Below are 21,447 nucleotides of genomic sequence, written 5' to 3'. Positions count from 1 at the left end.
GCGACGAGGAGCGGCGTTTATCGTGTGGTGCCCTGCCGCGCGAAGTAGACGGTCACGGCCCGGGCAATGCCGCTCGCGATGCCGGCCTGCCCCGCGCTGCTGGCAAGGAACTTCGCGTCTTCGTCATTGGTGATGTAGCCCCCTTCGAACAGGATGGAGGGCGTATCCGGTGCCTTGAGAACGACGAGCGAGGCAAAGCGGTGATAGGGCGTGCGGAAGCGGACCAGTTGGGAAGATTCGCGATGGATCAGGTCCGCGAAGCGCGTGGAGGCAGCGAGCGTCTCGCGCTGAGTAAGGTCAATGAGGATCGAGGCGACGCTGCTGTCCTGCGCGGTCAGATCCACACCGTTGAGAATGTCGCTGCGATTTTCGCGCGCCGCGAGACGTGCCGCCTCACGATCCGACGCGACATCGGACAGAGTGTAGATCGTCGCGCCCTGCGCCTGGGGGTTTTGCGCCGCATCCGCGTGGATCGAGATGAACAGGGCGGCGCCCATTTTTCGCGCGATGCCGTAGCGCTCCTGAAGGACGAGGAAATGATCGTCGTCGCGCGTCATGGCAATGCGCACTCGTCCGGTCTTGAGCAGATTGTCGCGAATGCGCTGGGCGATGGCCAGCGTGATGTCCTTTTCCTGCCAGCCGAGGCGCGGATTATGAGAGCCCGGGTCATGGCCGCCATGTCCCGCGTCGATGACGACAAGTGGCCGGTCAGGATCGTTCGGTCCCATGATCGGAGGCAAGGCCAGCGCGGGCGCTGCATCGGGAATGGGGACAGTTATTCCCTTGTTTCGCGACGGTCGCTTGGTCAGGCTTGCCGCGGGAAACATGGATAAAACGGGTTCGCTGCACGCCGACACACAGATGCGCGGTTCGACGGGAATGTGCGAGGGGGCGGCAAGCAGCAGGGCCAGCGGGAGCATGGAGCGCCTTTTGCAGTCCAGTGCGGCACCTCGTCCAGCGCAAAGTCTTGCGCCGGCAGTCGACCATAGCCAGCTAAGCGGCACGAGGTGCTTGCGCGGGGCCGGCCAACTTCGCCGTTGCCCAATGCTGGCGCGCCTGCTAGCGATAGTCATTCCGGGCCGGAGCCTGCTAACGCAGCGTCCCTCCGCATCTACTGCCCGGCTTATTGGTCGCTTGTCGAAACAGGCGATAGAACAGGTTGATGTTGCATGTGGCATGAGAGTTCCAGCGCCAGGCACGCGGATGCGAGCCTAGCCCTGTGGACACGCGCCAAGCGCGCCGGCGCCGTTGCCGGTCATGTCTCCGCGACAGACACGCCCCATTTCGTTGAAACCCGGGCCGGCGGCCGCGCAAGCGTTCCAGGAACGCTGCGGCACCTCCGGCCCATCTTATTGTCGTCTCCGCCAGTTGCCCAAGCGCGCTGGAGCGGAGCCGACCGGAGAACATTGAATGACAACCCGTATGTTGATCGATGCGCGCCACCGGGAAGAAACCCGTGTCGCCATCGTGACAGGAAACCGGATCGAGGAGTTTGACTTCGAGTCCGCCGAGCACAAGCAGCTCAAGGGCAATATCTATCTAGCCAAGGTTACCCGCGTCGAGCCGTCGCTGCAGGCGGCGTTCGTCGATTATGGCGGCAACCGCCACGGCTTCCTGGCCTTCTCGGAAATCCATCCCGATTATTACCAGATTCCGCGGGAAGACCGCGAGGCTCTGCTCCGTGAAGAGGCCGAGCATGCGGCGGAAGAAGCCGCTCTGCGTGCCGAAGAGGACGAGGAAGAAGAAGGCGGCGAGAGCGGCGAGGAGTTGGTCGAAGAGATCGACCGTCCGGCCGATGGCGAGGAAGAATCCGGCGAGAGCAGCGAAGGCGAACCACGCAGCGGTGGCCGTCGTGGCGGCAAGATCGAGGCGGCGACCGAGGAACTGCGCCGCAAGCGCATGGCACTGCGCCGCCGCTACAAGATTCAGGACGTCATCAAGCGCCGGCAGGTGCTGCTCGTCCAGGTCGTCAAGGAAGAGCGTGGCAACAAGGGCGCGGCTCTCAGCACCTATCTCAGCCTTGCGGGCCGCTATTGCGTGCTGATGCCCAACACCAGCCATGGCGGCGGCATCTCGCGCAAGATCAGCAGCGCAGCGGATCGCAAGCGCCTGAAGTCGATCATCGCGGAGATGAACCTGCCGTCGAGCATGGGCTGCATCGTCCGCACGGCTGGCCTTCAGCGCACCAAGACCGAAATTCGCCGCGATTTCGACTATCTGGCGCGCCTGTGGGACGAGATTCGCGAGAACACCCTCAAGTCCGCCGCGCCGGCACTGATCCATAACGACAGTGACCTCATCAAGCGCGCGATCCGCGACATCTATAATCGCGAGGTCGAGGAAGTCGTCGTCGAGGGCGAGGATGGCTATCGTCAGGCCAAGGACTTCATGCGGCTGCTGATGCCGAGCCATGCCCGGCGCGTGAAGCAATATGCCGACACCGTTTCGCTCTTCCAGCGCTTCGGCGTCGAGGACCAGCTTGCGGCGATGTATCACCCGGTCGTCCAGCTAAAGTCCGGCGGATATCTGGTCATCAACCCGACCGAGGCGCTGGTCTCCATCGACATCAACTCGGGCCGCTCGACGCGCGAGCATAATATCGAGCAGACGGCGACCGCGACCAATCTGGAAGCCGCGCGCGAAATCGCGCGCCAGTTGCGCCTGCGCGACATGGCCGGGCTCGTCGTCATCGACTTCATCGACATGGAGCACAACTCCAATGTCCGTAAGGTCGAAAAGGCCATGAAGGAGGCCCTGAAGGACGACCGCGCGCGTATCCAGGTCGGCCGCATCTCGGGCTTTGGCCTCATGGAGATGAGCCGCCAGCGGCTGCGCACCGGCGTTCTGGAAGCCTCGACCCGCGCCTGTCCGCATTGCGAAGGCACGGGGCTCGTTCGTACCGCGTCTTCGGCGGGCCTTTCGGCGCTGCGTATGCTGGAGGAGGAAGCTGCGCGTGGACGCGGCACGCTCATCACGCTGCGTGCCAGCCAGGAAGCGGCCTTCTATGTGCTCAACAACAAGCGCCGCGAACTTGACGAGATCGAGACCCGCTACGGCGTGAAGATCGCTATCCTGCCCGATGGCGAGGTGGAAGGCGCGCGCATGTCCGTCGAAGCGACTGGGCCGCGTCCCCTGCATCAGGTGACGTACGCCCCGATCGTCGATGACAGCGATTCCGATCTCGACGATCTGCCCGAGGACATCGAGGAGGAAGAAGACGAGCCGGTCGCTGAGGACCGTTCAGCTGCGCCGCGCGGCGAAGACGAAGGAGAGGGTGAGCGCACCGGCAAGCGTCGCCGCCGCCGTCGCCGCAGAGGACGGCGCGACGGAGAAGAGCATGCCGACCAAGCGCCGGCCAGCGAAGGCGGTGAGGACGGCGAGTCCATGGATGACGCTGAAGACGCGGGCGAAGGCGACGCTGAGGCCGTAGCCGAAGGCGCTCCGGAGGCTGCTCCTCGCAAGAGCCGTAGAGGCCGTCGTGGTGGCCGTCGTCGTCGCGAAAATAACGGAGAGGCCGGTTCGGCTTCCGCATCGACAGAAGCGGAGAGCGAGATCGACAGCGAGAATGCCACAGAGCATTCCGCAGCCGAAGCGCCGGTGGAAGCTGAAGGTGCGCCCGTTTCTGTCGATGCCATCGACGAGCCTGCCGAAGCGCCGCGCAAGACGCGCAGACGTCCGCGCGCCCGCAAGGACGAAGTGGTGGTGAGCGAGCCGGCCGCAGACGTGACGGATGCGCCTGAGCCAGCGCCGGAAGCGCCGGCTCCCGTGGAGGAGGTCGCCGCCGAAGCGAAGCCGAAGCCGAAGCGGACGCGCAAGCCGAAGGTCGAGCCAGTGGCGCAAACCGAAGCCGCAGCTGCCGACGCGGACGCCGCGCCGACACCGGAGGCAAAGCCCAAGCGGACCCGCCGCAAGGCTGCCGCCTCGGCCGAGCCAGCCGTCACGGAGGAGGCAGCGATCGTTGCCCCGTCGCCAGTCGCTGCGCCTGAAGCCGTGACCGCGCCCGCAGTCGCCGATGCCGCCGGTGAAGGTACTGAAGTGGCAGCAGAAGATGGCGATGACGGGCAGCCGCGTCGGGGCTGGTGGCAGCGCACCTTCGGCGCCTGATCGCTCGTCCGGGGGTGGATGGGCGCTGCGGCTTCCGTCCACTCGCCGGACCGCGTCATGGCATGTTCACGCGCAGCGTTGCATAAGGCGCGAATGGTGAATGGGCCTTTCCACCGGATGCGTAGAGTCGCCGGGCGCGCGTTGGCGGCATTGGGGGCGCTCACGCTTATGGCGCAGCCGGCGGTGGCCCAGCAGATCCTGCGCGACGCGGAGACCGAGGCGCTGATGCGAGACGCCGCCGCGCCACTGATCCGCGCGGCTGGTCTCGACGACAAGAACGTCCAGATCCTCGTTATCAACGATCCTTCCATTAACGCTTTCGTGGCGGGCGGGCAGATCGTGTGGATTCATTCCGGGCTACTGACCGGCGCGGATAATCTCAACCAAGTGCAGGGCGTGATTGCCCACGAGCTGGGTCACATCGAGGGCGGTCATATCGTCCGCTCCACCGAGGGCATCAAGCAGGCGACCGGTATCACCATCGTCTCATTGCTGCTCGGCGCGGCCGCGATTGCAGCGGGAGCGGGCGAGGCGGGAATGGGCATCATGGGCCTGGGTCAGCAGGCGGCCATGGGCAATTTCCTCTCCTTCAGCCGCGCGCAGGAGAGCAGCGCCGACCTTGCCGGCGCGCGTTATCTCCACACTGCCGGGATCAGCGGCAAGGGCAGCGTCGACTTCTTCAAGAAGCTCCAGAATCTCGAATATCGTTACGCCATTCCGCAGACGGACAGCTATGGGCGCACCCACCCGCTTTCGGGCGAGCGCATCAGCGTGCTGACGGAAATCTACACCAAGGATCCGGCGTGGAGCAGCGTAACTCCGCCAGCGCTGGAGGCGCGTTTCCAGCGTGTGCGTGCGAAGCTGTTCGGCTTCGTCTCCGACCCGCCCGATACATTGCGCCGCTATCCGGTTACCGATCAATCCGCACCAGCGCACTATGCGCGCGCCTATGCCTATCATAAGGGCGCCTATCCCGATCAGGCCGTGCGAGAAGTCGACGCGATGCTCGCCAGCGATTCGCACGACCCCTATTATCTGGAACTCAAAGGGCAGGTGCTTCTGGAATCCGGCCGACCCAAGGACGCGGTCGCGCCACTGCGCGAGGCCGTCGCAAAGACCGGCAATCAGCCGCTCATTGCCTCGCTGCTCGGCCATGCGTTGCTCGCGACTGAGGATGACAGCGTGCTGGACGAGGCGGAACGGGTGCTGCGCGCCGCGATCACGCGGGACACGGAAAATCCCTTTGCATGGTATGCGCTCGGTACCGTCTACGCTCGAAAAGGCGACAATGCGCGAGCCGCGCTCGCCACAGCGGAGCGCTATCAGATGGAAGGGCAAAACGCCCTCGCGCTACGCCATGCAGACATCGCGCTGGCAGGCATTAAACCGGGTACAGCGGATTATCTGCGCGCGCAGGACATCGCGATGGTATCGCGATCTGCGCTTGAAAGGACGAAGAAGAGACGATGATAGACGGTAAATCGGCAAAGCCGGGACTGAGTGACTGGCGGCGTGCCGGAGGTCGACTCGTCGGAGCGCTGTTCGCGTCGACCGGGCCTGCTCTCCGGAGAAGAGGCGGTCGTGCACTGCTGCTGGCTGGCGTGAGCGCAGCTTTGCTGGGTGGCGGCGCTGTGGCGGGCTATGCAGCCGCAGGTGCGGGCGATGTGCCACCGGCCGAGCGTGCGCGCATCGAGGCGGTCGTGCGCGAGTATATTCTCGCGCATCCCGAGATCATTCCGGAGGCGATCGAGCGGCTCAAGGATCAGCGCCTGGCAGGGGCAATCGACGAGAACCGCAAGGCGCTTGAGACGCCCTATCGGGGCGCGTGGGAAGGGGCTGCCGAGCCGGAAGTCGTGCTGGTCGAGTTCTTCGATTATGCATGCGGCTATTGCCGCGCCTCCCTGCCCGATATTGCCCGGCTCCTGAAAGAGAACCCGAAGCTGCGCGTGGTCTATCGCGAGTTGCCGGTAATCACGGAAGGCAGCGCAGATGCCGCGCGCGTTTCGCTGCTTGCGGCGGAAGAGGGCAAATATCCGCGCTTCCATGCCGCCATGTATGCGGCAGGCGGAGTCGACAAGGCCAAGGTTCTCGCCGCTGCCAAGGCGGCTGGCATAGACGAGGCGAAGGCGAAGGCTGCGCTGGCCAGCGACAGCCGGGACGGCGAGATCAGCGGCAATGTGCGGCTGGCGCAAAGCCTGCAGGGCTCAGGCACGCCGCTCTTCGTAGTTGGCGACAAGGTGATGGAGGGCGCCGTGGGCTACGAGGCGCTCCAGAAGGCAATCAATGAGGCGCGCAAGAAGGGGTGAGGGGCGAGGCGGCTTTCACGTCTGCCGACGCCCTATTTCCCCAGCTTGATCTCGTAGAGGTTCGCCCACAGCTTGCCGGTGACGAAAAGCCGCTTGTCCTTTGCATCCCAGGCTATGCCGTTCAGCACGGCATCTTCGCTCCCTGCGAGATTCTTCGCGGCGAGCGATGAGAGGTCGATCCAGTCTTTGACTTTGCCGCTGGTCGGATCGATGCGGGCGATGCGCGAGGTGTACCACACGTTCGCCAGCACTTCCCCGTTCACATATTCCAGCTCGTTGAGCAGAGGAACCGGCTTGCCTTCATAGGTCACGCGGACGGTGCCGGTCTGCTTCAGCGTTTTGGGATCGAGGAAGCGCAGATTAGCGGTGCCGTCACTCATAATGAGGCGCTTGCCGTCCTGCGTCAGGCCCCAGCCTTCGCCGCTATAAGGGAAGCTGCGTTCGAGTGAGAAATCCTTGCGGTTCCAAACAAAGCCGAGGCCGTTTTGCCATGAGATGCTGATGATCTTGTCAGCCCATGGCGTCGACCCCTCGCCGAAGACAGTGCGATCGAGCTTTGCAGAACGGCGCACCTTACCGGTCGTCAGATCCACCTCGCGGATTTCCGAGCGGCCATTGAGACCGGTGCTCTCGTAAAGCGCGCCATCCAGATAGGAGAGCCCCTGCGTGAACGCGTTCCGATCGTGCGGATAAGTGGCGACCAGCGTCCACGGCGTATCCGCCTGGGCGGTGGCGGGAAGCACAAGCAGCGCAAGAAGCAGTGGCCGGACGCGACGGATCATTGTGCACTCTCTTGAAGGGCTGCGGTGAGCCAGCGTGGCAGATCGAGCCCAGCGAGCGTGTCGGCCGGCCGGTGGTCGATCGCCACACCCAGCTCCGGATAGGCCATGCGCACGCGGGAGGGATCGGAAAGGCTGAGGGGCAAAACCACGAGCCTGCGATTGATTTTCGCCCGGTAGTGCATTCGGGCGGTATTCTCCTGACCGACATAGCAGCCTTTGGCATAATCGACGCCGTTCATCTCCTGCGCGTTGGTTTCCAGCCACAGGGTTTTGTCCTCGCCAAGTTCGTCCACACCCTCGACCACGCCGAGCGCCAGACGGTGCGCGCGAAACGCCTCCGAGGCATCGCCGAAGCTGGTGGGGCCAAGCCAGCGATAGCCGAGCTCGGGCAGGCGGGGATCAGGCGCGGCGCCCTCTTGCCCGGCATCGGGCGACCAGTGGATGCCGAGAAAATTCTCAGGCTCGATGATGACGGGACGGCGCAGGCGATAGAGCGAAAGGCGCCTGATGAGCGCATCGCGGCGCGATGCTTCGCAATCGATGAGAACATCGCTTTCCGCCATGGGATCGGCCCAGAGGATCATATCGAACAGTGCCTTGCCCTGCGGAGTGAGTAGGCCCGCATAGCGCGGTGCGCCGGGCGCCAGCGTCAGCACGTCCTGCGTCAGCAGCCCTTGGAGAAAAGGCCGGGCATCGGACCCCGAAACGCGGATGAGCGCGCGGTCGGCGAGCCATGTGATCGGGGAGGGGGTGGCGGAAGGCATGAGAACTAGGTAGGACGGGGCGCCTTCAACGCCAAGGGACTAAGCACCATGCCCAAGCCGATATTCGACATGATCCTGACTGGCGGCACGGTGCACTTGCCCGGCGGCCCCGCACAGGCGGATGTGGCTGTCGCAGGCGGCAGGATCGTGGCGATCGGCTCCAATCTGGGAGACGCAGGCGAACGCATCGACTGCACGGGGCTGGATGTGCTGCCCGGCGTGATCGACAGTCAGGTGCATTTCCGCGAGCCGGGACTGGAGCACAAAGAGGATCTCGAATCAGGGAGCCGCGCCGCCGTGCTGGGCGGCGTGACGGCGGTGTTCGAGATGCCCAACACCAATCCCAATACCGATACGGCGGATCGTGTGGCGGACAAGCTCGCCCGCGCTCATCACCGCATGTGGTGCGACCATGCCTTCTATGTCGGCGCGACGGCGGACAATGCCGAGAACCTGGCGGAGCTGGAGAAAATCCCCGGCACTGCTGGCGTCAAGATTTTCATGGGTGCCTCGACCGGCAGCCTGCTGGTGGACGATGACAATGCGCTGAAGCGGGTGCTGTCCTCCGGGCAGCGCCGGGTCGCCATCCATGCCGAGGACGAGACCCGGATGAACGCGCGCAAGGGCGAGCGTGTGAACGGCGATCCCTCCAGCCATCCGGTGTGGCGCGATGACGAGAGCGCGATGATCGCGACGCGGCGCATTATCGGGCTGGCGCGGGAAGCGAAGCGGCGCATCCATGTGCTGCACATCACGACGCCGGCCGAGCTCGAATTCCTTGGTCATCACAAGGATATTGCGACGTGCGAGGTGACACCCCAGCACCTGACTCTCGCCGGGGAAGATGCCTATCCGCGCCTCGGCACCTATGCGCAGATGAACCCGCCGATCCGCTCGGAAGCCCATCGCGACGGCCTATGGCATTGGCTGCGGCAGGGCGTTCCGGACGTGCTGGGCTCAGACCACGCGCCGCACACAATCGAGGAGAAGGCGAAGGTCTATCCGGACAGCCCCAGCGGTATGCCGGGCGTGCAGACGCTTGTGCCGTTGCTGCTCGATCATGTCGCCAATGGCCGGCTGACTCTGCGGCGCTTCATCGACCTGACCAGTGCCGGGCCGCAGCGCATCTTCGGTCTCGTCGGAAAGGGCCGGATCGCGGTGGGCTATGACGCCGACTTCACCGTGGTGGACCTCAAGGCCCGCTGGACGATGGACGAGAGCTGGATGGCCTCGCGCTGCGGCTGGTCGCCCTTCTCGGGCATGAGCGTCACTGGCCGGCCGGTGGGCACCATCGTGCGCGGCAATCGCGTGATGTGGGAGAACCAGCTCGCCAACGAGGCGGTGGGCGAGCCGGTGCGCTTCGAAGCGACGGAGTTCCCGCGCTAAATCGTAAACTCATAGTCTTTATCGTCACCCTGGGCTTGACCCGGGGTCCAGCTGCCTTTGCCGCGCGGGAAAAAGCGGGATCCCGGCTCAGGGCCGGGATGACGAAACAAAATCAAAAACCTGTTTGAGTCCCCAACCTAGTCTGTCCGCGCAGGCAGCGGCATTCTTGCCCGACGCGCTCTGTTGAGCGTGTCGAACACGAAGATGGCGAGCCCGACCCAGATCAGCATGAAGCTCGCCCAGCGCCCGGGCGAGAGATGCTCGCCCAGAAAAACCGTGCCGACGATGAACTGGATCGTGGGCGCGACGTATTGGAGCAGGCCGAGCACAGTCATCGGCAGAAGCCGGGCCGCCGCTGCGAAAAGGATGAGCGGGACGGAAGTGATGATGCCGGACCCGACGAGGAGCGCCACAGTGCCAGGCGGCTGATAGAGACCCGACGAGCCATTCGAGAGCGCAAGAGCGACCACGATAAGCGCAATCGGCATGAGCACCAGCGTTTCCAGAGAAAGCCCGGTCATCGCCGGCACGGCGGTCACTTTGCGGATCAGGCCATAGAGCGCGAAGCTGATAGCGAGGGTCAGGCTGATCCAGAGCGTGGACATCTCTCCCCAGCCGAGCACTGCGACGCCGATGCCCGCGAGCGAGAGGGCAGTCACCTGTCCCTTTGAAAGCCGCTCGCCAAGGACCACAACGCCCAGCAGCACGCTCACCAGCGGATTGAGAAAATAGCCCAGGCTCGCGGCGACGACATGTCCGGTCGCGACGGCCCAGACATAGACCACCCAGTTGATGCCGATCATGAACGCGCTTGCGGCCAGCGCACGCAGGATCGCGGGCTGGCGGATGGCGGCCATGAAATCGCGGGTCTGACGTGCGATCGGGATGAGGACGGCAAGGAAGATCAGCGACCACAGCACGCGATGCGCCACCAGCTCGAAGGGATCGACGCTGGAAAGCACGTGGAAATAAAGCGGGAGAAAGCCCCAGATAGCGTAGGAGGCCAAGCCGAAGACATAGCCCCGCCGTCCGCTTTCTTCCGCGCCGATGGTGCTGATAGTCGCCATGAGCGCGGCCATGACTCTCTACGGTCACCTATGCAAGCGCGTGTTGCGATGCACCATGAAAGCAAATCTTGTTTCCGGATCAGGGGATAGGGTCTGGTTTCATCCGCGTCGTCGCGTGTTCGCTGGTGGGCCGAGATAGCTTGGCTCCAGTGGACCGTTGCTCAGCACCAGTTTCTGGAGCACGACATTGTCATCGATCCGCCAGATGTTCACGATATGCCGCCCGGCGCGCACGCCGGGGAAATGCGCTTCGAGTATGCGCGCATTGTCCTTCACTGCCTCCGTCCAGTCCCGCTGCTCCTGTGTTTTCACATCCGTGGGCGCGGGCACGAGGCGATCGACAAGGGTCTGCACGGGGCCGTCATCGATAGAGATGCCGATACGCAGCATATTCTTGCCCGAGGGATCGAGTGTCGGAGAGAGATAGAGCTGGGCGACCAGGTCGCCGGATTTCCGCAGCGTAGCAGCATAGGACAGGCGAACGCCATCCTTCGGCTCAGTAGCCGGAAGGCCCTGCGGCAGCGCGACGACGGCGCCGCCGGTGCGGCCGAGATGCGGGATCGCGCGCCATGAAAGCCCTTTGCCGCCGGTCGCTCGGGTGAAGTCCGTCGCCTCGATTGCAATAACGTCGTGATCCGAGCCCGCCTCGCGTGATGCAGTGACGAACCTGATCGCGGGCACGGCGCCGGTGGCTGCCACACGGGTCACGGATGGCATGACATCCTGCTTGGGCTCCTGCCATGAGGTGTAGCCGATGTGGGTCTGGGCCATCATGCCGTCCCACTTGCCGCCATTCAGCGCATGATAGGCGGCAGTCAGCGCGGCATCCCGCGCAAAGGCCGCCTCCGCAAGGTCCGCGAAATGGTTGGCGCGCGGATCATTCGCTGCTGCCAACCTGCGGTTCCAGGCCACGGCATAATAGAGCTCGTAGAGGTTGCACATGGCTTCGGCAGGATGCGCGAGGAGCTGGGTATAAGCCGAGTGAGCGGAAGCGGGGAGCGCGGCCTGCACGCGCTTCACCCCAGCCACCAGCGTGCGCCACTCATCGACGATGGCCCCAAACTCGCCGCCGTCGAGCCGGTCGCCGGTTGCTTTGCCAAGATGGAAGCTGTCCGCATCAATGAGCTCGGGCTTTCGCCGCGCGGCCAGCTGGCTGTAGCGGGTGATGAGGGCGCCGATCTCGACGGCATGGGCAGGACCGAAGATGGTGCGGGCCCAGTCAGCCGGGAAGCGCTCCAGCGCATCCGGCGTCATCGCGAGGGGATTCCAAGCCTGCTTCAGGAAGAAGTCGAGCGGGTACTCGACCGGCTTGATGTCGCCGACATTGACGATCCAGATGTCGCGCGCCCCGCGCGCGTAGGTCAGATCCATCTGCTGCCAGCTCTTCTCGATCTGGACAGTGTTGAGCCACTTGTAGTTGCGGGGCGCCCCCACATAGTCGAAATGATAATAGACGCCGAAGCCGCCTGCCCGCTTGTCCTGCGGATCAGGCAAGCGCCTCACCTGCCCCCAATTGTCGTCCGCGAACAGAAGGGTCACGTCGTCCGGCGCCTTCATGCCGTGATCGTAATAATCCTGCACTTCCTTGTAGAGCGCCCAGAGCTGCGGAGTTTTTTCCGCAGGCTTCTTCGTGACGTCAGCGATGATCGCGCGCTGATCCGCGACGATCTTCTCCAGCAGCGTGGTTGCGGTGTCTTCCGCCATGGCTTCATCGCCATCGCCGCGCATGCCGACGGTGACGAGGCTCTCATAGCCCTTGCCATCGCCCTTGGACATCATTCGCTCGATGCCGCCGCGCCAGAATTTGCGCAGATTTTCCGCGTTGCTGGCATAATCCCACTTGCCGCCTGTGACGCCCTGCTCCTTGTTCCGGTGCCACTCGTCATGCGCGCGCATCATGGGTTCGTGATGGGAGGTGCCCATGACGACGCCCATCTCGTCGGCCAGCACCATGTTCTGCCGGTCATCGTCGTTGAAGGCGCGCGGCTGCCACATGGCGGGCCAGAGATAATTGCCTTTCAGGCGCAGCAGCAGCTCGAACACATGCGCGTACATGCGGGCGTTAGCCCCGCCGAAGTGCTTTTGCGCCCATGTGGTGAGAGCAGGCGCCTCGTCATTGATGAAGAATCCGCGATATTTGACGAGCGGCTGGTCGCGGCGTGAGCCTGCGGCGATGAACACGTCCCTTTTCCGGGGGACGGGTGCGTCAGCAAACCAGTACCAGGGCGAGACGCCCGCGCGCTCGGAGAGATCGTACGTCCCGAACACTGCGCCGCGCCGATCCGCGCCGACGATGACAAGCGCGCGGGGGACGCCGGGCCAGGGTTGCTCGACGACGATCTGGCGGAACGCCTCCCACTGACCGGCTATGTCCTTGGCGTCGATCTTGCCGGCGCTCGCCAGCGCGTCGATCAACGGGCTCTGGCCCAGAACACCAATCAGCACGGGCATGGATTGCGGGGCAGGGGCAGTGAGGCGTTGCGGCGCCTGCGCGCTCAGCCGCTGAAGATCGGCGGCAAAGCTGTCCGCAACGTGCCGGACGGCTGAGTCGGTATTCGCGTCAATCAGGATCGCGGCCGGCACCCCGGCGCGAATGAGTGGGAACGCGCCATTGCTTTCGCGTGCATCCACCGAGAGCGGCTCGGCCCATGCTGCGCCGATAGTCGGCAGACCGCACAGCAATGCCGCAGCCGCGGTCGTGAGCAGAAGGCGTCGCCTCCCCAACGAGAATTGCTGACGCCGTTCCATTACCGCTCCCAGATCCATTTTATGGTAGCGATAACAGTAGCGCGTTCGAATTGGCTGGCAAGGATTTAGCGCCACATGCGGGCGGGGTCGCCTTCTGCGGTTGCGCCCCGCGCGAAAGCCACTAGGGCTAGCGGTCATGAATTCTGCCTTGCTGGTGATGTTTGGCGGCGCCATCGGTGCGCTCGGCCGCTATGAGACGGGTCGTCTGATGGGGCGACTGTTCGGCAATAGCTGGCCGTGGGGAACGCTCGCGGTCAACATTGTCGGCGGTCTTGTCATGGGGCTGTTCGTTGGCTGGTCGGCGGCGCGCGCACAGGGAAGCGAGGGCCTCCGCCTTTTCTTCGCCGTGGGCGTGCTTGGCGGCTTCACGACCTTCTCCTCCTTCAGCCTCGAAATGATGCTGATGATCGAGCGAGGCGAAATGCTGAGCGCAGTCTCTTACGCTGCTATATCGGTTGTGGCCGCAGTCGGCGCGCTGGCGCTCGGCCTGGCTCTTATGCGTGGGGTGACGGCGTGAAGAAGGATATGAGCCGCAGTGGTGATCCGGCCGGCGTGCGTCAGTTCCGGGTAAGCGCGGATGATGACGGCATTCGTCTTGATCGCTGGTTCAAGCGCCATATGCCCGATGCGAGCTTCGCGCTGGTGTCGCGCTGGGCGCGCACCGGGCAGCTCCGTGTGGACGGCGCGCGCGCGACGCCGGGCGACCGCATCGCGGAAGGGCAGACAATCCGCGTGCCGCCGATCGAGCCGGTGACGAAGAGCGCAGGCGCCCGCGCGGAGCGCGCGCGCACGCCGCTGACCGAGGACCAGGTCGCATTCGCTGAGGCCATGGTCATTCATCGCGACCCGCAAGCGATCGTCATCAACAAGCCGCCGGGGCTCGCCACGCAGGGCGGCACCAAGACGACCGAGCATGTCGACGGGCTGCTCGATGGGCTGATGTTCGAGCGGGATGACCGGCCCCGGCTCGTTCATCGACTGGACAAGGATACGTCAGGTGCGCTGCTGCTCGCTCGCTCGGCGCGCAGTGCCGCCCATTTCGCCAAGGCCTTTTCGAGCCGGACCGCGCGCAAGGTCTATTGGGCGCTCGTGGTCGGCGCGCCCTCGATCGAAGATGGCGTCATCGATCTTCCCATCGCCAAGCAGCCGGGCACTGGTGGCGAGAAGATGCATGTCGATACCGAGAATGGTCAGGCCGCGCGCAGTCGCTATCGCGTCGTGGAACGGGCGGGCAACCGCGCTGCATGGGTAATGCTGGAGCCGCACACGGGGCGCACGCACCAGCTGCGCGTCCACATGGCGGCAATCGGCCATCCGATTGTGGGCGATGGCAAATATGGCGGCAAGGATGCGTTTCTCACGGGAACGATCAGCCGGAAAATGCATCTTCATGCGCGGCGCATCCGCATCGACCATCCCGACGGCGCACCCCTTGATGTGACGGCCGAGCCGCCCGAGCATTTCCGCGAGAGCCTGCTCAGCCTTGGTTTCGATCCGAACGAAGGCGACCTGCCGCTCGACGAGGAGAAGCCGCGCGAGCCGCTGAAGTCCCTCGAGAAGCGGGCTGCGCAAGCCCATGCCAAGGATATGCGCAAGGCGCGCCGGGGCGAACGGCGCGGGCGCGGGGGTGACGAAAAGCCACCGCCACGCGGCAAGCCGGCAGCCGCGCGCGGCAAGAGCGCGGCTGGAAAGGCGGCGCCTCGCAAGGGTCCGGCCAAGTCCTCCCCGGGCAAAGCCGGCGCACCCCGACCGGGACCGACGCGCCGAAAGTAAAGATCCCGAAAGATAAGAATCCATGTCTCTGCGTCTTGCGATCTTCGACTGTGACGGCACGCTCGTCGACAGCCAGCACAGCATCGTCGCGGCGATGCAGGGCGCGTTCGATGCGGTCAGCCTGCCGTGCCCAGATCGGGCGACCTGCCTCTCGGTCGTCGGCCTTTCGCTGCCCGAAGCGATGGCGCAGTTGCTGCCCAATGCCGAGGCGGATTTTCATGGCCTGATGAGTGGCCACTACAAGGAGGCCTTTCACGCGCTACGCGCTGGCGGGGGTGTCCACGAGCCGCTTTATGATGGCATTGCCGATCTGCTCGACGCGCTGGAGGCGGACGGGTGGCTTCTGGCGGTCGCCACGGGCAAGTCGGACCGGGGGCTCCGCCTCGTTCTCGAGCATCATGGCCTCCACCCGCGTTTCGTTTCGCTCCAGACCGCAGACAGGCATCCCTCCAAACCGCATCCCTCGATGATCCATCAGGCGCTTGCAGATGCGGGAGCCGATGCGGCCAATGCCGTCATGATCGGCGACACCAGCTTCGACATGCTGATGGCACGCGCGGCGGGCGTGCGGGGGCTCGGTGTAGGCTGGGGCTATCACACGCCGGAGATATTGCGCGAGGCCGGCGCCCAGAGCGTCGCGATGGACACGGGCGCGCTTGCCCGCCATATCGGCCTGCCATGACCGATCCCCTTCCCAACGATGAAGCTACTCGCGCAGCGGCGGCGCGCACGCGCTTCTTTGCCATCTCCCTCTTCCGCCTTTCCGGCGTCTTCATCCTGCTGTTCGGCGTGCTCATCATGCTCCAGCATTTCGACTGGGTGCAGGGAGACAAAGCCAAGTGGATGGGGTTCATGATTTCATGCGTGGGCTTCATACAGACCATCGTCGTGCCGCGCCTTTTACTGCGCGCCTGGGCTAGCCCACGCGCCCCACGATGAAGCGCTTCTATAAGGCGGCGAGCACTGCTCCCGGCGACAATGGTCACGCAATCCTGCTCGATGAGCGCCCGGTCCGAACACCGGCCCGCGCAGTATTGACCGTGCCCGGCGCCGGGCTTGCAGAGGCCATTGCGGCGGAGTGGAACGGGCAGGGCGACGAGATCGACCCCGGCGCCATGCCGATGACTGGCCTTGCCAATGCCACCATCGATCGTGTGCTGCCCGCGCTCGGGGACTTCAGGGGACAAATCGCGGCTTATGGCGCGAGCGACCTCTTCTGCTATCGGGCGGACCATCTCGAAGCGCTGATGACGCTTCAGAAGGCGCATTGGGATCCGATGCTGAACTGGGCAGCAGCGCGTCATGGTGCGGATTTTGTGGTGACGAGCGGGATCATGCCTGCCGATCAGCCGGCACGCACGCTTGCCGCACTACGCGGCGCGGTGGAAGCGACCGATCCATGGCTGCTTGCCGGCATGACGAAACTGGTTTCGATCGGCGGATCGCTGGTTGGCGCGCTGGCTTATCTGGACCGCGCCATCGCTGAGGATGCGTTGTGGACAGCGGTTTCCCTCGATGAGCGCTTCCAGCTCGACCAATGGGGAAGCGACGCGGAAGCCGAAGCGAGCCTCGCGGCATCCCGCGCAGAATTCATCGACGCCGCGCGCTATTGCGCTCTGGTGCGACAAGACGCGGAAAGCTAAAGCACGCTCCTATGAGCGAGCCCACCTACGCAGCGATCGACATCCGCAATCTCGTCAAGGTCTATCAGGGCGGCAAGCGCGCGCTCGACGATGTGACGCTGCAGATACCGCGCGGCATGATCTTCGGGCTTCTCGGACCCAATGGCGCGGGCAAGTCCACTCTCATCAATATTCTCGCCGGCCTCGTCAACAAGACCAGCGGCACCGCGAGCATCTGGGGCTTCGACATCGACGCGCAGGCCCGCAACGCGAAGAACTCGATCGGCATCGTCAATCAGGAGATCCTGTTCGACCCCTTCTTCACGCCGCGAGAGACGCTGGAGAATCAGGCGGGCTTCTATGGGGTGCCCAAGGCGCAGCGGCGGACAGCAGAACTGCTGCGGGCGGTCCACCTCCATGACAAGGCCGATGCCTATGCCCGGTCCCTCTCGGGAGGCATGAAGCGGCGGCTCATGGTGGCCAAGGCCATGGTCCATTCCCCGCCCATCCTCGTGCTCGACGAACCAACCGCGGGTGTGGATGTGGAACTGCGCCAGCAGCTCTGGGCCTATGTTCGGGAGCTGAACGCGGGCGGTGTCACGATCGTCCTCACTACACATTATCTGGAAGAAGCCGAGGAGCTCTGCGATCGCATCGCCATCATCAATCACGGCCGTGTGATCGCGGACAAACCCACGCATGAATTGCTGGGGATGGCGCAGGAGAAGGTCGTGGAGGTGACAGTGGACCGCGAGGTCACTGACTTGCCCGATCATGCCCGGTTCGAGAAGGTGGAGAAGATCGGCGAGCGCACCCTTGCCGTCACGTTCGAAAAGGACAAGGCGAGCGCCGGCGAAGTGCTGACTCTCATCCAGAGCCAGGGCTTCTCGATCATCGACGTCTCGACGCGTGACCCCGATCTGGAGGATGTCTTCCTCAAGCTGACGCGGGAAGTGGCCTAGCTACGCCTTGGCCACATACTAAAAAGGATCGCCAGTCTTAGCGACTGACGACCCTTTAATTAGCTACCGATGGTTCAGGCGAAGCTGAGCACGGTCTTGCGACGGCGCAGCGAAGCGCCGGCAATGCCGAAACCGGCGATCATCATCGCCCAGGTCGCGGGCTCAGGGACCGCCTGCGTCATCGAGATGTTATCCACCACGAAGTCGGCCGCCGTCGAGCCCAGTCCGTTGAACTGGAGGCCCAGCTTGACGTTGCCGTTGGACGTGGCGGTGTAGTTGGTCGTGAACGTGTACCACTGCTGGGGTGCGGCGCCGCCGGCGCTGCCCGTCTGGATCGTCGAACCGAGCTGCGTATTGCCCGCGAACAGCGCAAGCGTGGCGTCATAGGGATTGCTGTAGCCATTCAGCGGCACATAATAGTCGAAGCTGATCGTGTAGATCATGTCCTTCACGACATTGACCATCTGCCACAGGCGATCAGGATTTGCCGTGTCGGACGAGAAGAGGAGGCCGAAATTGCCGGTGCCTGCCGGAACGGCTTCGCCGAACGCGCCGGTCGGATAGCCACTCGCCTGACCGTAAGCGATCACCTGCGGCGCCGTGCCGCTGGTGCTGGTGACTTTCCACCCGGACGTGTTGCCGGTCTCGAAGCTGCCATTGGCAACGAGCTCAGTCGCCATTGCCGGAGCGGAAAGGACGAGGGCGCTTGCGGCGCCGATCATGAAGATAGCCTTGGTCATTGTCATTGCTCCCACACAAAGGGCGTCGCCCTGTTCCAACGCACAGCTCACACTGTGCCGTTGGAGCGGGAATACGGGCTCTCAGAAGAAGGTTCACATCTATTAACCATCAAAAGCACCGCGTTAACCGTGATCCCTCGCAAGAAGATCCTTAATGCCCGGCCTCTGCTCGCCGAGCGTCTCAAGCTGGGGCATATTCTTTCCTTCTGTTACCGTTCGTGCTGATAAGGCAGGCCCACACCCCAGCGGCCACACGCAAAGATCGTCGCGACTCGAAGAACGGCTATTCCTCATGACCATCTCCCATCACGACGTCGTCATCATCGGTTCGGGCGCGGCAGGACTGACCGCCGCAATAAACCTGGCGCAGGATCGCAAGGTGCTGGTGGTTGCCAAGGGCGCCCTGGATGCCGGCTCGACCAACTGGGCGCAGGGCGGCATCGCGGCGGTTCTGGACGCCGGGGACAGCTTCGCCGCGCATGTCGAGGATACGATGATCGCGGGGGCAGGGCTCAACAATCGTGAGACCGTGGAGTTCGTCGTGTCCGAAGCGCCTGCGGCGATCGAACGGCTTGCGGCGCTGGGCGTGCCGTTCAACGCGGGCGAAGACTTTGGCGAGCGGTGGCATCTGACGCGGGAGGGCGGCCACTCGCACCGGCGCATCGTGCATGTCGACGACGCGACCGGCCATGCAGTGCAGGTGGCGCTGCTCGCTGCTGCGCGCGCCAATCCGAACATCACGCTGATGGAGGATATGGTCGCTATCGACCTCATCACCTCACGCCATGGCGAGCGCTACTCGGGCGACGGACATGTGTGGGGCGTCTATGCCTACAACAAGCAGGCCAAGCGCGTGGATGCGCTGCTTGGTCGCGCGACCATCCTCTGCACCGGTGGTGCAGGGCGGACCTATCTCTTCTCGACGGCACCGCGCGGTGCGACCGGCGATGGCATCGCCATGGCCTGGCGCGCGGGATGCCGCGTCTCCAACATGGAGATGAACCAGTTTCACCCGACCTGCCTCTATAATCATGAGGTCAAGAACTTCCTCATCACCGAGGCAATGCGCGGCGAAGGGGGCAAGCTGAAGCTGCCGCCGGGCGTGCCGGGTGGGGGAAAGCGCTTCATGGACCGGTTCGACAAGCGGGGCGAACTCGCTCCGCGCGATGTGGTGGCCCGTGCGATCGACCATGAGATCAAGCGGCTGGGGCTGGACTATGTCCACCTCGACATCAGCCATAAGCCGCCCGAGTTCATCAAGGAGCATTTCCCCACGATCTATTCGCGGCTGCTCGATCTCGACATCGACATCACCAAGGAGCCGATCCCCGTGGTCCCCGCGCAGCACTATACCTGCGGCGGCGTCATCATCGATCTGGACGGGAAGACCGATCTGCCCGGCTTGTATGCCGCAGGGGAAGTCAGCGAGAGCGGGCTGCACGGCGCCAATCGTCTCGCGTCCAATTCCCTACTCGAATGCTTCGTCTTCGGCGAGGCGGCCGCGAGGCATATCCGCGCCCATTGGGAAGAGCTGCCCGCGCCGCCGCCGATCCGGCCGTGGGACGAGAGCCGCGTGACCGACAGCGACGAGGAAGTGATCGTCCAGCACAACTGGAAAGAGATTCGCCGCTTCATGTGGGACTATGTCGGGATCGTGCGCACCACGAAGCGGCTGGAGCGTGCCCAGCACCGCGCCGACCTCCTGAGCAAGGAAGTGGACGACTATTATGGCAACTTCCGGGTGACGCCGGACCTTATCGAGCTACGAAACCTGCTCGAGGTCGCGCGGCTCATCATTCGTTCGGCACTTCACCGTAAGGAAAGTCGGGGCCTTCATTACACCCTCGACTATCCGGACATGCTGCCCGAAGCCGCCGATACTGTGCTGGTGCCGTAAAGGTTCAACCGGTCGTCGCGTTCGACTAACGGTTCGTCGTATAGGGGATTCGACGCGCCGCATGGCCCTTGCTCTTGTTTTTGCGTCGTTAATTAAATGGCGGTCATGTTCGGGGGTATGAAACGCACAAAGGCGGCAAAGAACGGCACGCTGAGGCTGGTGCGGAAGCATCCGCGGGAGACGAGCTGGAAGACCGTAGGACTTGCGACAATCGTGCTCGCTAGCGCCTGCACGGCTGTGCCGCGCAGTACGCCCCCTGCGACTTTGGCGCACGCTCGTCCGCAGGCGGCGCCGCTTAACGCGCCGCGCCCGGCATCGACTTCGCCCGTGGTGGCCGCCCGCCCTGCGCCTCGCCCAAGCCCGCCGCCGCCCGCGCTCTCCGCTGTCATCCAGTCCCTCGGCCAGTCCTTCGACGGCAAGGTCGGCATTGCGGTCGAGCGCGTGGACGCTGGCTGGACCGTTAGCCACAATGGCACCCAGCTCTTTCCGCAGCAGAGCGTCTCGAAGCTCTGGGTCGCAATGACGCTTCTCGACGCGGTGGATCGCGGCAAGGTCTCGCTCACCCAACCAGTGACGATCCAGCCCAAGGATCTCACGCTTTTTCATCAGCCGATCGCCGCAATGGTGAAGGGACCGGGGGGCTACACAACCAGCCTCTCCGATCTTTTCTTCCGGGCGATGACGCAGAGCGACAATACCGCGAATGACTCGGTGCTCCGCTCGATCGGCGGCTCGGAGGCCGTGCGCAGCTTCCTCGCGCGGCGCTATATCGCCAATGTTCGCTTCGGCCCCGGCGAGCGGCTGCTGCAGAGCCAGACGGCTGGCCTTCCTTGGACGCAGGATCTCTCGCAGGGGCGCCGCTTCTACACTGCGCGGGCCAATCTCCCCATGTCCGTGCGCCAGAAGGCACTGGACGATTATCTTGCCAATCCGCCAGACGGCGCCTCGCCGGTCGCGATTGCCCACGCGCTCGCCAAGCTGAAGCGCGGAGACATGCTTTCGCCAGCCTCGACGGCGCAGCTCATCTCGACAATGGGCGAAGCCAAAACCGGACCGCAGCGGGTGAAGGCGGGCGTGCCGAGGGGCTGGAAATATGTTCATAAGACCGGAACCGGGCAGGATCTGGGATCGCGTTCGACCGGCTACAACGACGTGGGAATCATGACGGCGCCCGATGGCACGAGCTACGCCATTGTCGTGATGATCGGCTCGACCAAGCAGCCTATCCCCGTGCGGTGGGCGCTGATGCAGGAAGTCGCGCGCACTGTCGCGGAGCTTCACACGAGCTAGCGGGAT

General features: G+C 64.3%; 17 protein-coding genes and 1 pseudogene. 12 read left to right on the top strand and 6 right to left on the bottom strand.

The genetic code is table 11. The annotated features are described in order from the left end of the window. Nucleotides 1-17: 17 nt before the first annotated feature. Nucleotides 18-815, bottom strand: a pseudogene (locus ACNAOH_RS05615) (N-acetylmuramoyl-L-alanine amidase family protein); the annotation flags it as partial. A gap of 595 nt (nt 816-1,410) precedes the next feature. Here ACNAOH_RS05615 and ACNAOH_RS05610 point away from each other — a divergent pair. From ACNAOH_RS05610 to ACNAOH_RS05600, 3 genes are all read left to right on the top strand, one after another. Then, nucleotides 1,411-4,104: an Rne/Rng family ribonuclease gene (locus ACNAOH_RS05610; protein ID WP_443971776.1), complete on the top strand. Its 2,694-nt coding sequence runs from the start codon at nt 1,411-1,413 to the stop codon at nt 4,102-4,104. Between the two features lie 117 nt (nt 4,105-4,221). Next, a complete protein-coding gene (locus ACNAOH_RS05605; protein ID WP_443971775.1) occupies nt 4,222-5,574 on the top strand; it encodes a M48 family metalloprotease in 1,353 nt (450 codons plus the stop codon). Beyond that, nucleotides 5,571-6,410 (top strand): DsbA family protein, encoded by an 840-nt coding sequence (locus ACNAOH_RS05600; RefSeq protein WP_443971774.1) that lies wholly within the window; start codon nt 5,571-5,573, stop codon nt 6,408-6,410. The genes ACNAOH_RS05605 and ACNAOH_RS05600 overlap by 4 nt, the downstream gene beginning before the upstream one ends. 32 nt (nt 6,411-6,442) lie before the next feature. Here the strand turns inward: ACNAOH_RS05600 and ACNAOH_RS05595 are convergent, their stop codons facing one another. Beyond that, nucleotides 6,443-7,192, bottom strand: a complete 750-nt coding sequence (locus ACNAOH_RS05595) for a glutaminyl-peptide cyclotransferase (protein WP_443971773.1) — start codon at nt 7,190-7,192, stop codon at nt 6,443-6,445. Continuing rightward, a complete protein-coding gene (gene ygfZ / locus ACNAOH_RS05590; RefSeq protein ID WP_443971772.1) occupies nt 7,189-7,956 on the bottom strand; it encodes a CAF17-like 4Fe-4S cluster assembly/insertion protein YgfZ in 768 nt (255 codons plus the stop codon). Before ygfZ ends, ACNAOH_RS05595 begins: the two co-directional genes overlap by 4 nt. A gap of 48 nt (nt 7,957-8,004) precedes the next feature. Between ygfZ and ACNAOH_RS05585 the strand changes: the two genes are divergently transcribed. Beyond that, nucleotides 8,005-9,342 carry a dihydroorotase gene (locus tag ACNAOH_RS05585; RefSeq protein ID WP_443971771.1) on the top strand — a complete coding sequence of 446 codons (1,338 nt, stop codon included), beginning with the start codon at nt 8,005-8,007 and terminating at the stop codon, nt 9,340-9,342. A gap of 137 nt (nt 9,343-9,479) precedes the next feature. On the opposite strand, the gene rarD is transcribed toward ACNAOH_RS05585, so the two are convergent. Beyond that, nucleotides 9,480-10,409: an EamA family transporter RarD gene (rarD, locus tag ACNAOH_RS05580; protein WP_443971770.1), complete on the bottom strand. Its 930-nt coding sequence runs from the start codon at nt 10,407-10,409 to the stop codon at nt 9,480-9,482. Nucleotides 10,410-10,508: 99 nt separating this feature from the next. After that, a complete protein-coding gene (locus ACNAOH_RS05575) occupies nt 10,509-13,157 on the bottom strand; it encodes a glycosyl hydrolase 115 family protein (RefSeq protein WP_443971769.1) in 2,649 nt (882 codons plus the stop codon). Nucleotides 13,158-13,293: 136 nt separating this feature from the next. On the opposite strand from ACNAOH_RS05575, the gene crcB reads away from it, so the two are divergent. From crcB to ACNAOH_RS05545, 6 genes are read left to right on the top strand one after another with little or no spacing between them, the layout of a single operon-like run. Continuing rightward, entirely contained in the window at nt 13,294-13,674 is a 381-nt protein-coding gene (gene crcB, locus ACNAOH_RS05570; protein WP_443971768.1) for a fluoride efflux transporter CrcB, read from the top strand. Nucleotides 13,675-13,682: 8 nt separating this feature from the next. Further along, nucleotides 13,683-14,930 (top strand): RluA family pseudouridine synthase, encoded by a 1,248-nt coding sequence (locus ACNAOH_RS05565; RefSeq protein ID WP_443972055.1) that lies wholly within the window; start codon nt 13,683-13,685, stop codon nt 14,928-14,930. A gap of 22 nt (nt 14,931-14,952) precedes the next feature. Continuing rightward, on the top strand, nt 14,953-15,612 hold the full coding sequence (locus ACNAOH_RS05560) for an HAD-IA family hydrolase (protein WP_443971767.1): 660 nt from the start codon (nt 14,953-14,955) through the stop codon (nt 15,610-15,612). Further along, nucleotides 15,609-15,869, top strand: coding sequence for a hypothetical protein (locus ACNAOH_RS05555; RefSeq protein ID WP_443971766.1), 261 nt, complete (start codon nt 15,609-15,611; stop codon nt 15,867-15,869). Before ACNAOH_RS05560 ends, ACNAOH_RS05555 begins: the two co-directional genes overlap by 4 nt. Next, the gene (locus tag ACNAOH_RS05550) at nt 15,866-16,573 is read left to right on the top strand and encodes an ATP12 family chaperone protein (protein ID WP_443971765.1); all 708 of its coding nucleotides are present in this window, start codon (nt 15,866-15,868) and stop codon (nt 16,571-16,573) included. The genes ACNAOH_RS05555 and ACNAOH_RS05550 overlap by 4 nt, the downstream gene beginning before the upstream one ends. An 11-nt stretch (nt 16,574-16,584) precedes the next feature. Then, complete coding sequence (locus ACNAOH_RS05545) at nt 16,585-17,514, top strand: ABC transporter ATP-binding protein (protein WP_443971764.1); 930 nt, start codon at nt 16,585-16,587, stop codon at nt 17,512-17,514. Nucleotides 17,515-17,588: 74 nt separating this feature from the next. On the opposite strand, the gene ACNAOH_RS05540 is transcribed toward ACNAOH_RS05545, so the two are convergent. Beyond that, nucleotides 17,589-18,254: a PEPxxWA-CTERM sorting domain-containing protein gene (locus tag ACNAOH_RS05540; RefSeq protein ID WP_443971763.1), complete on the bottom strand. Its 666-nt coding sequence runs from the start codon at nt 18,252-18,254 to the stop codon at nt 17,589-17,591. 292 nt (nt 18,255-18,546) lie between these two features. Here ACNAOH_RS05540 and nadB point away from each other — a divergent pair, with 292 nt between their 5' ends. Both nadB and ACNAOH_RS05530 read left to right on the top strand, forming a co-directional pair. After that, nucleotides 18,547-20,151 (top strand): L-aspartate oxidase, encoded by a 1,605-nt coding sequence (gene nadB / locus ACNAOH_RS05535; protein WP_443971762.1) that lies wholly within the window; start codon nt 18,547-18,549, stop codon nt 20,149-20,151. 117 nt (nt 20,152-20,268) lie between these two features. Then, nucleotides 20,269-21,441 (top strand): serine hydrolase, encoded by a 1,173-nt coding sequence (locus ACNAOH_RS05530; protein ID WP_443971761.1) that lies wholly within the window; start codon nt 20,269-20,271, stop codon nt 21,439-21,441. The last annotated feature ends 6 nt before the right edge of the window (nt 21,442-21,447 follow it).

This window comes from Sphingobium sp. CR28 (assembly GCF_052327305.1).
Lineage (GTDB): Bacteria > Pseudomonadota > Alphaproteobacteria > Sphingomonadales > Sphingomonadaceae > Sphingobium.
This window is presented reverse-complemented; position numbering and strand designations above follow the sequence as displayed.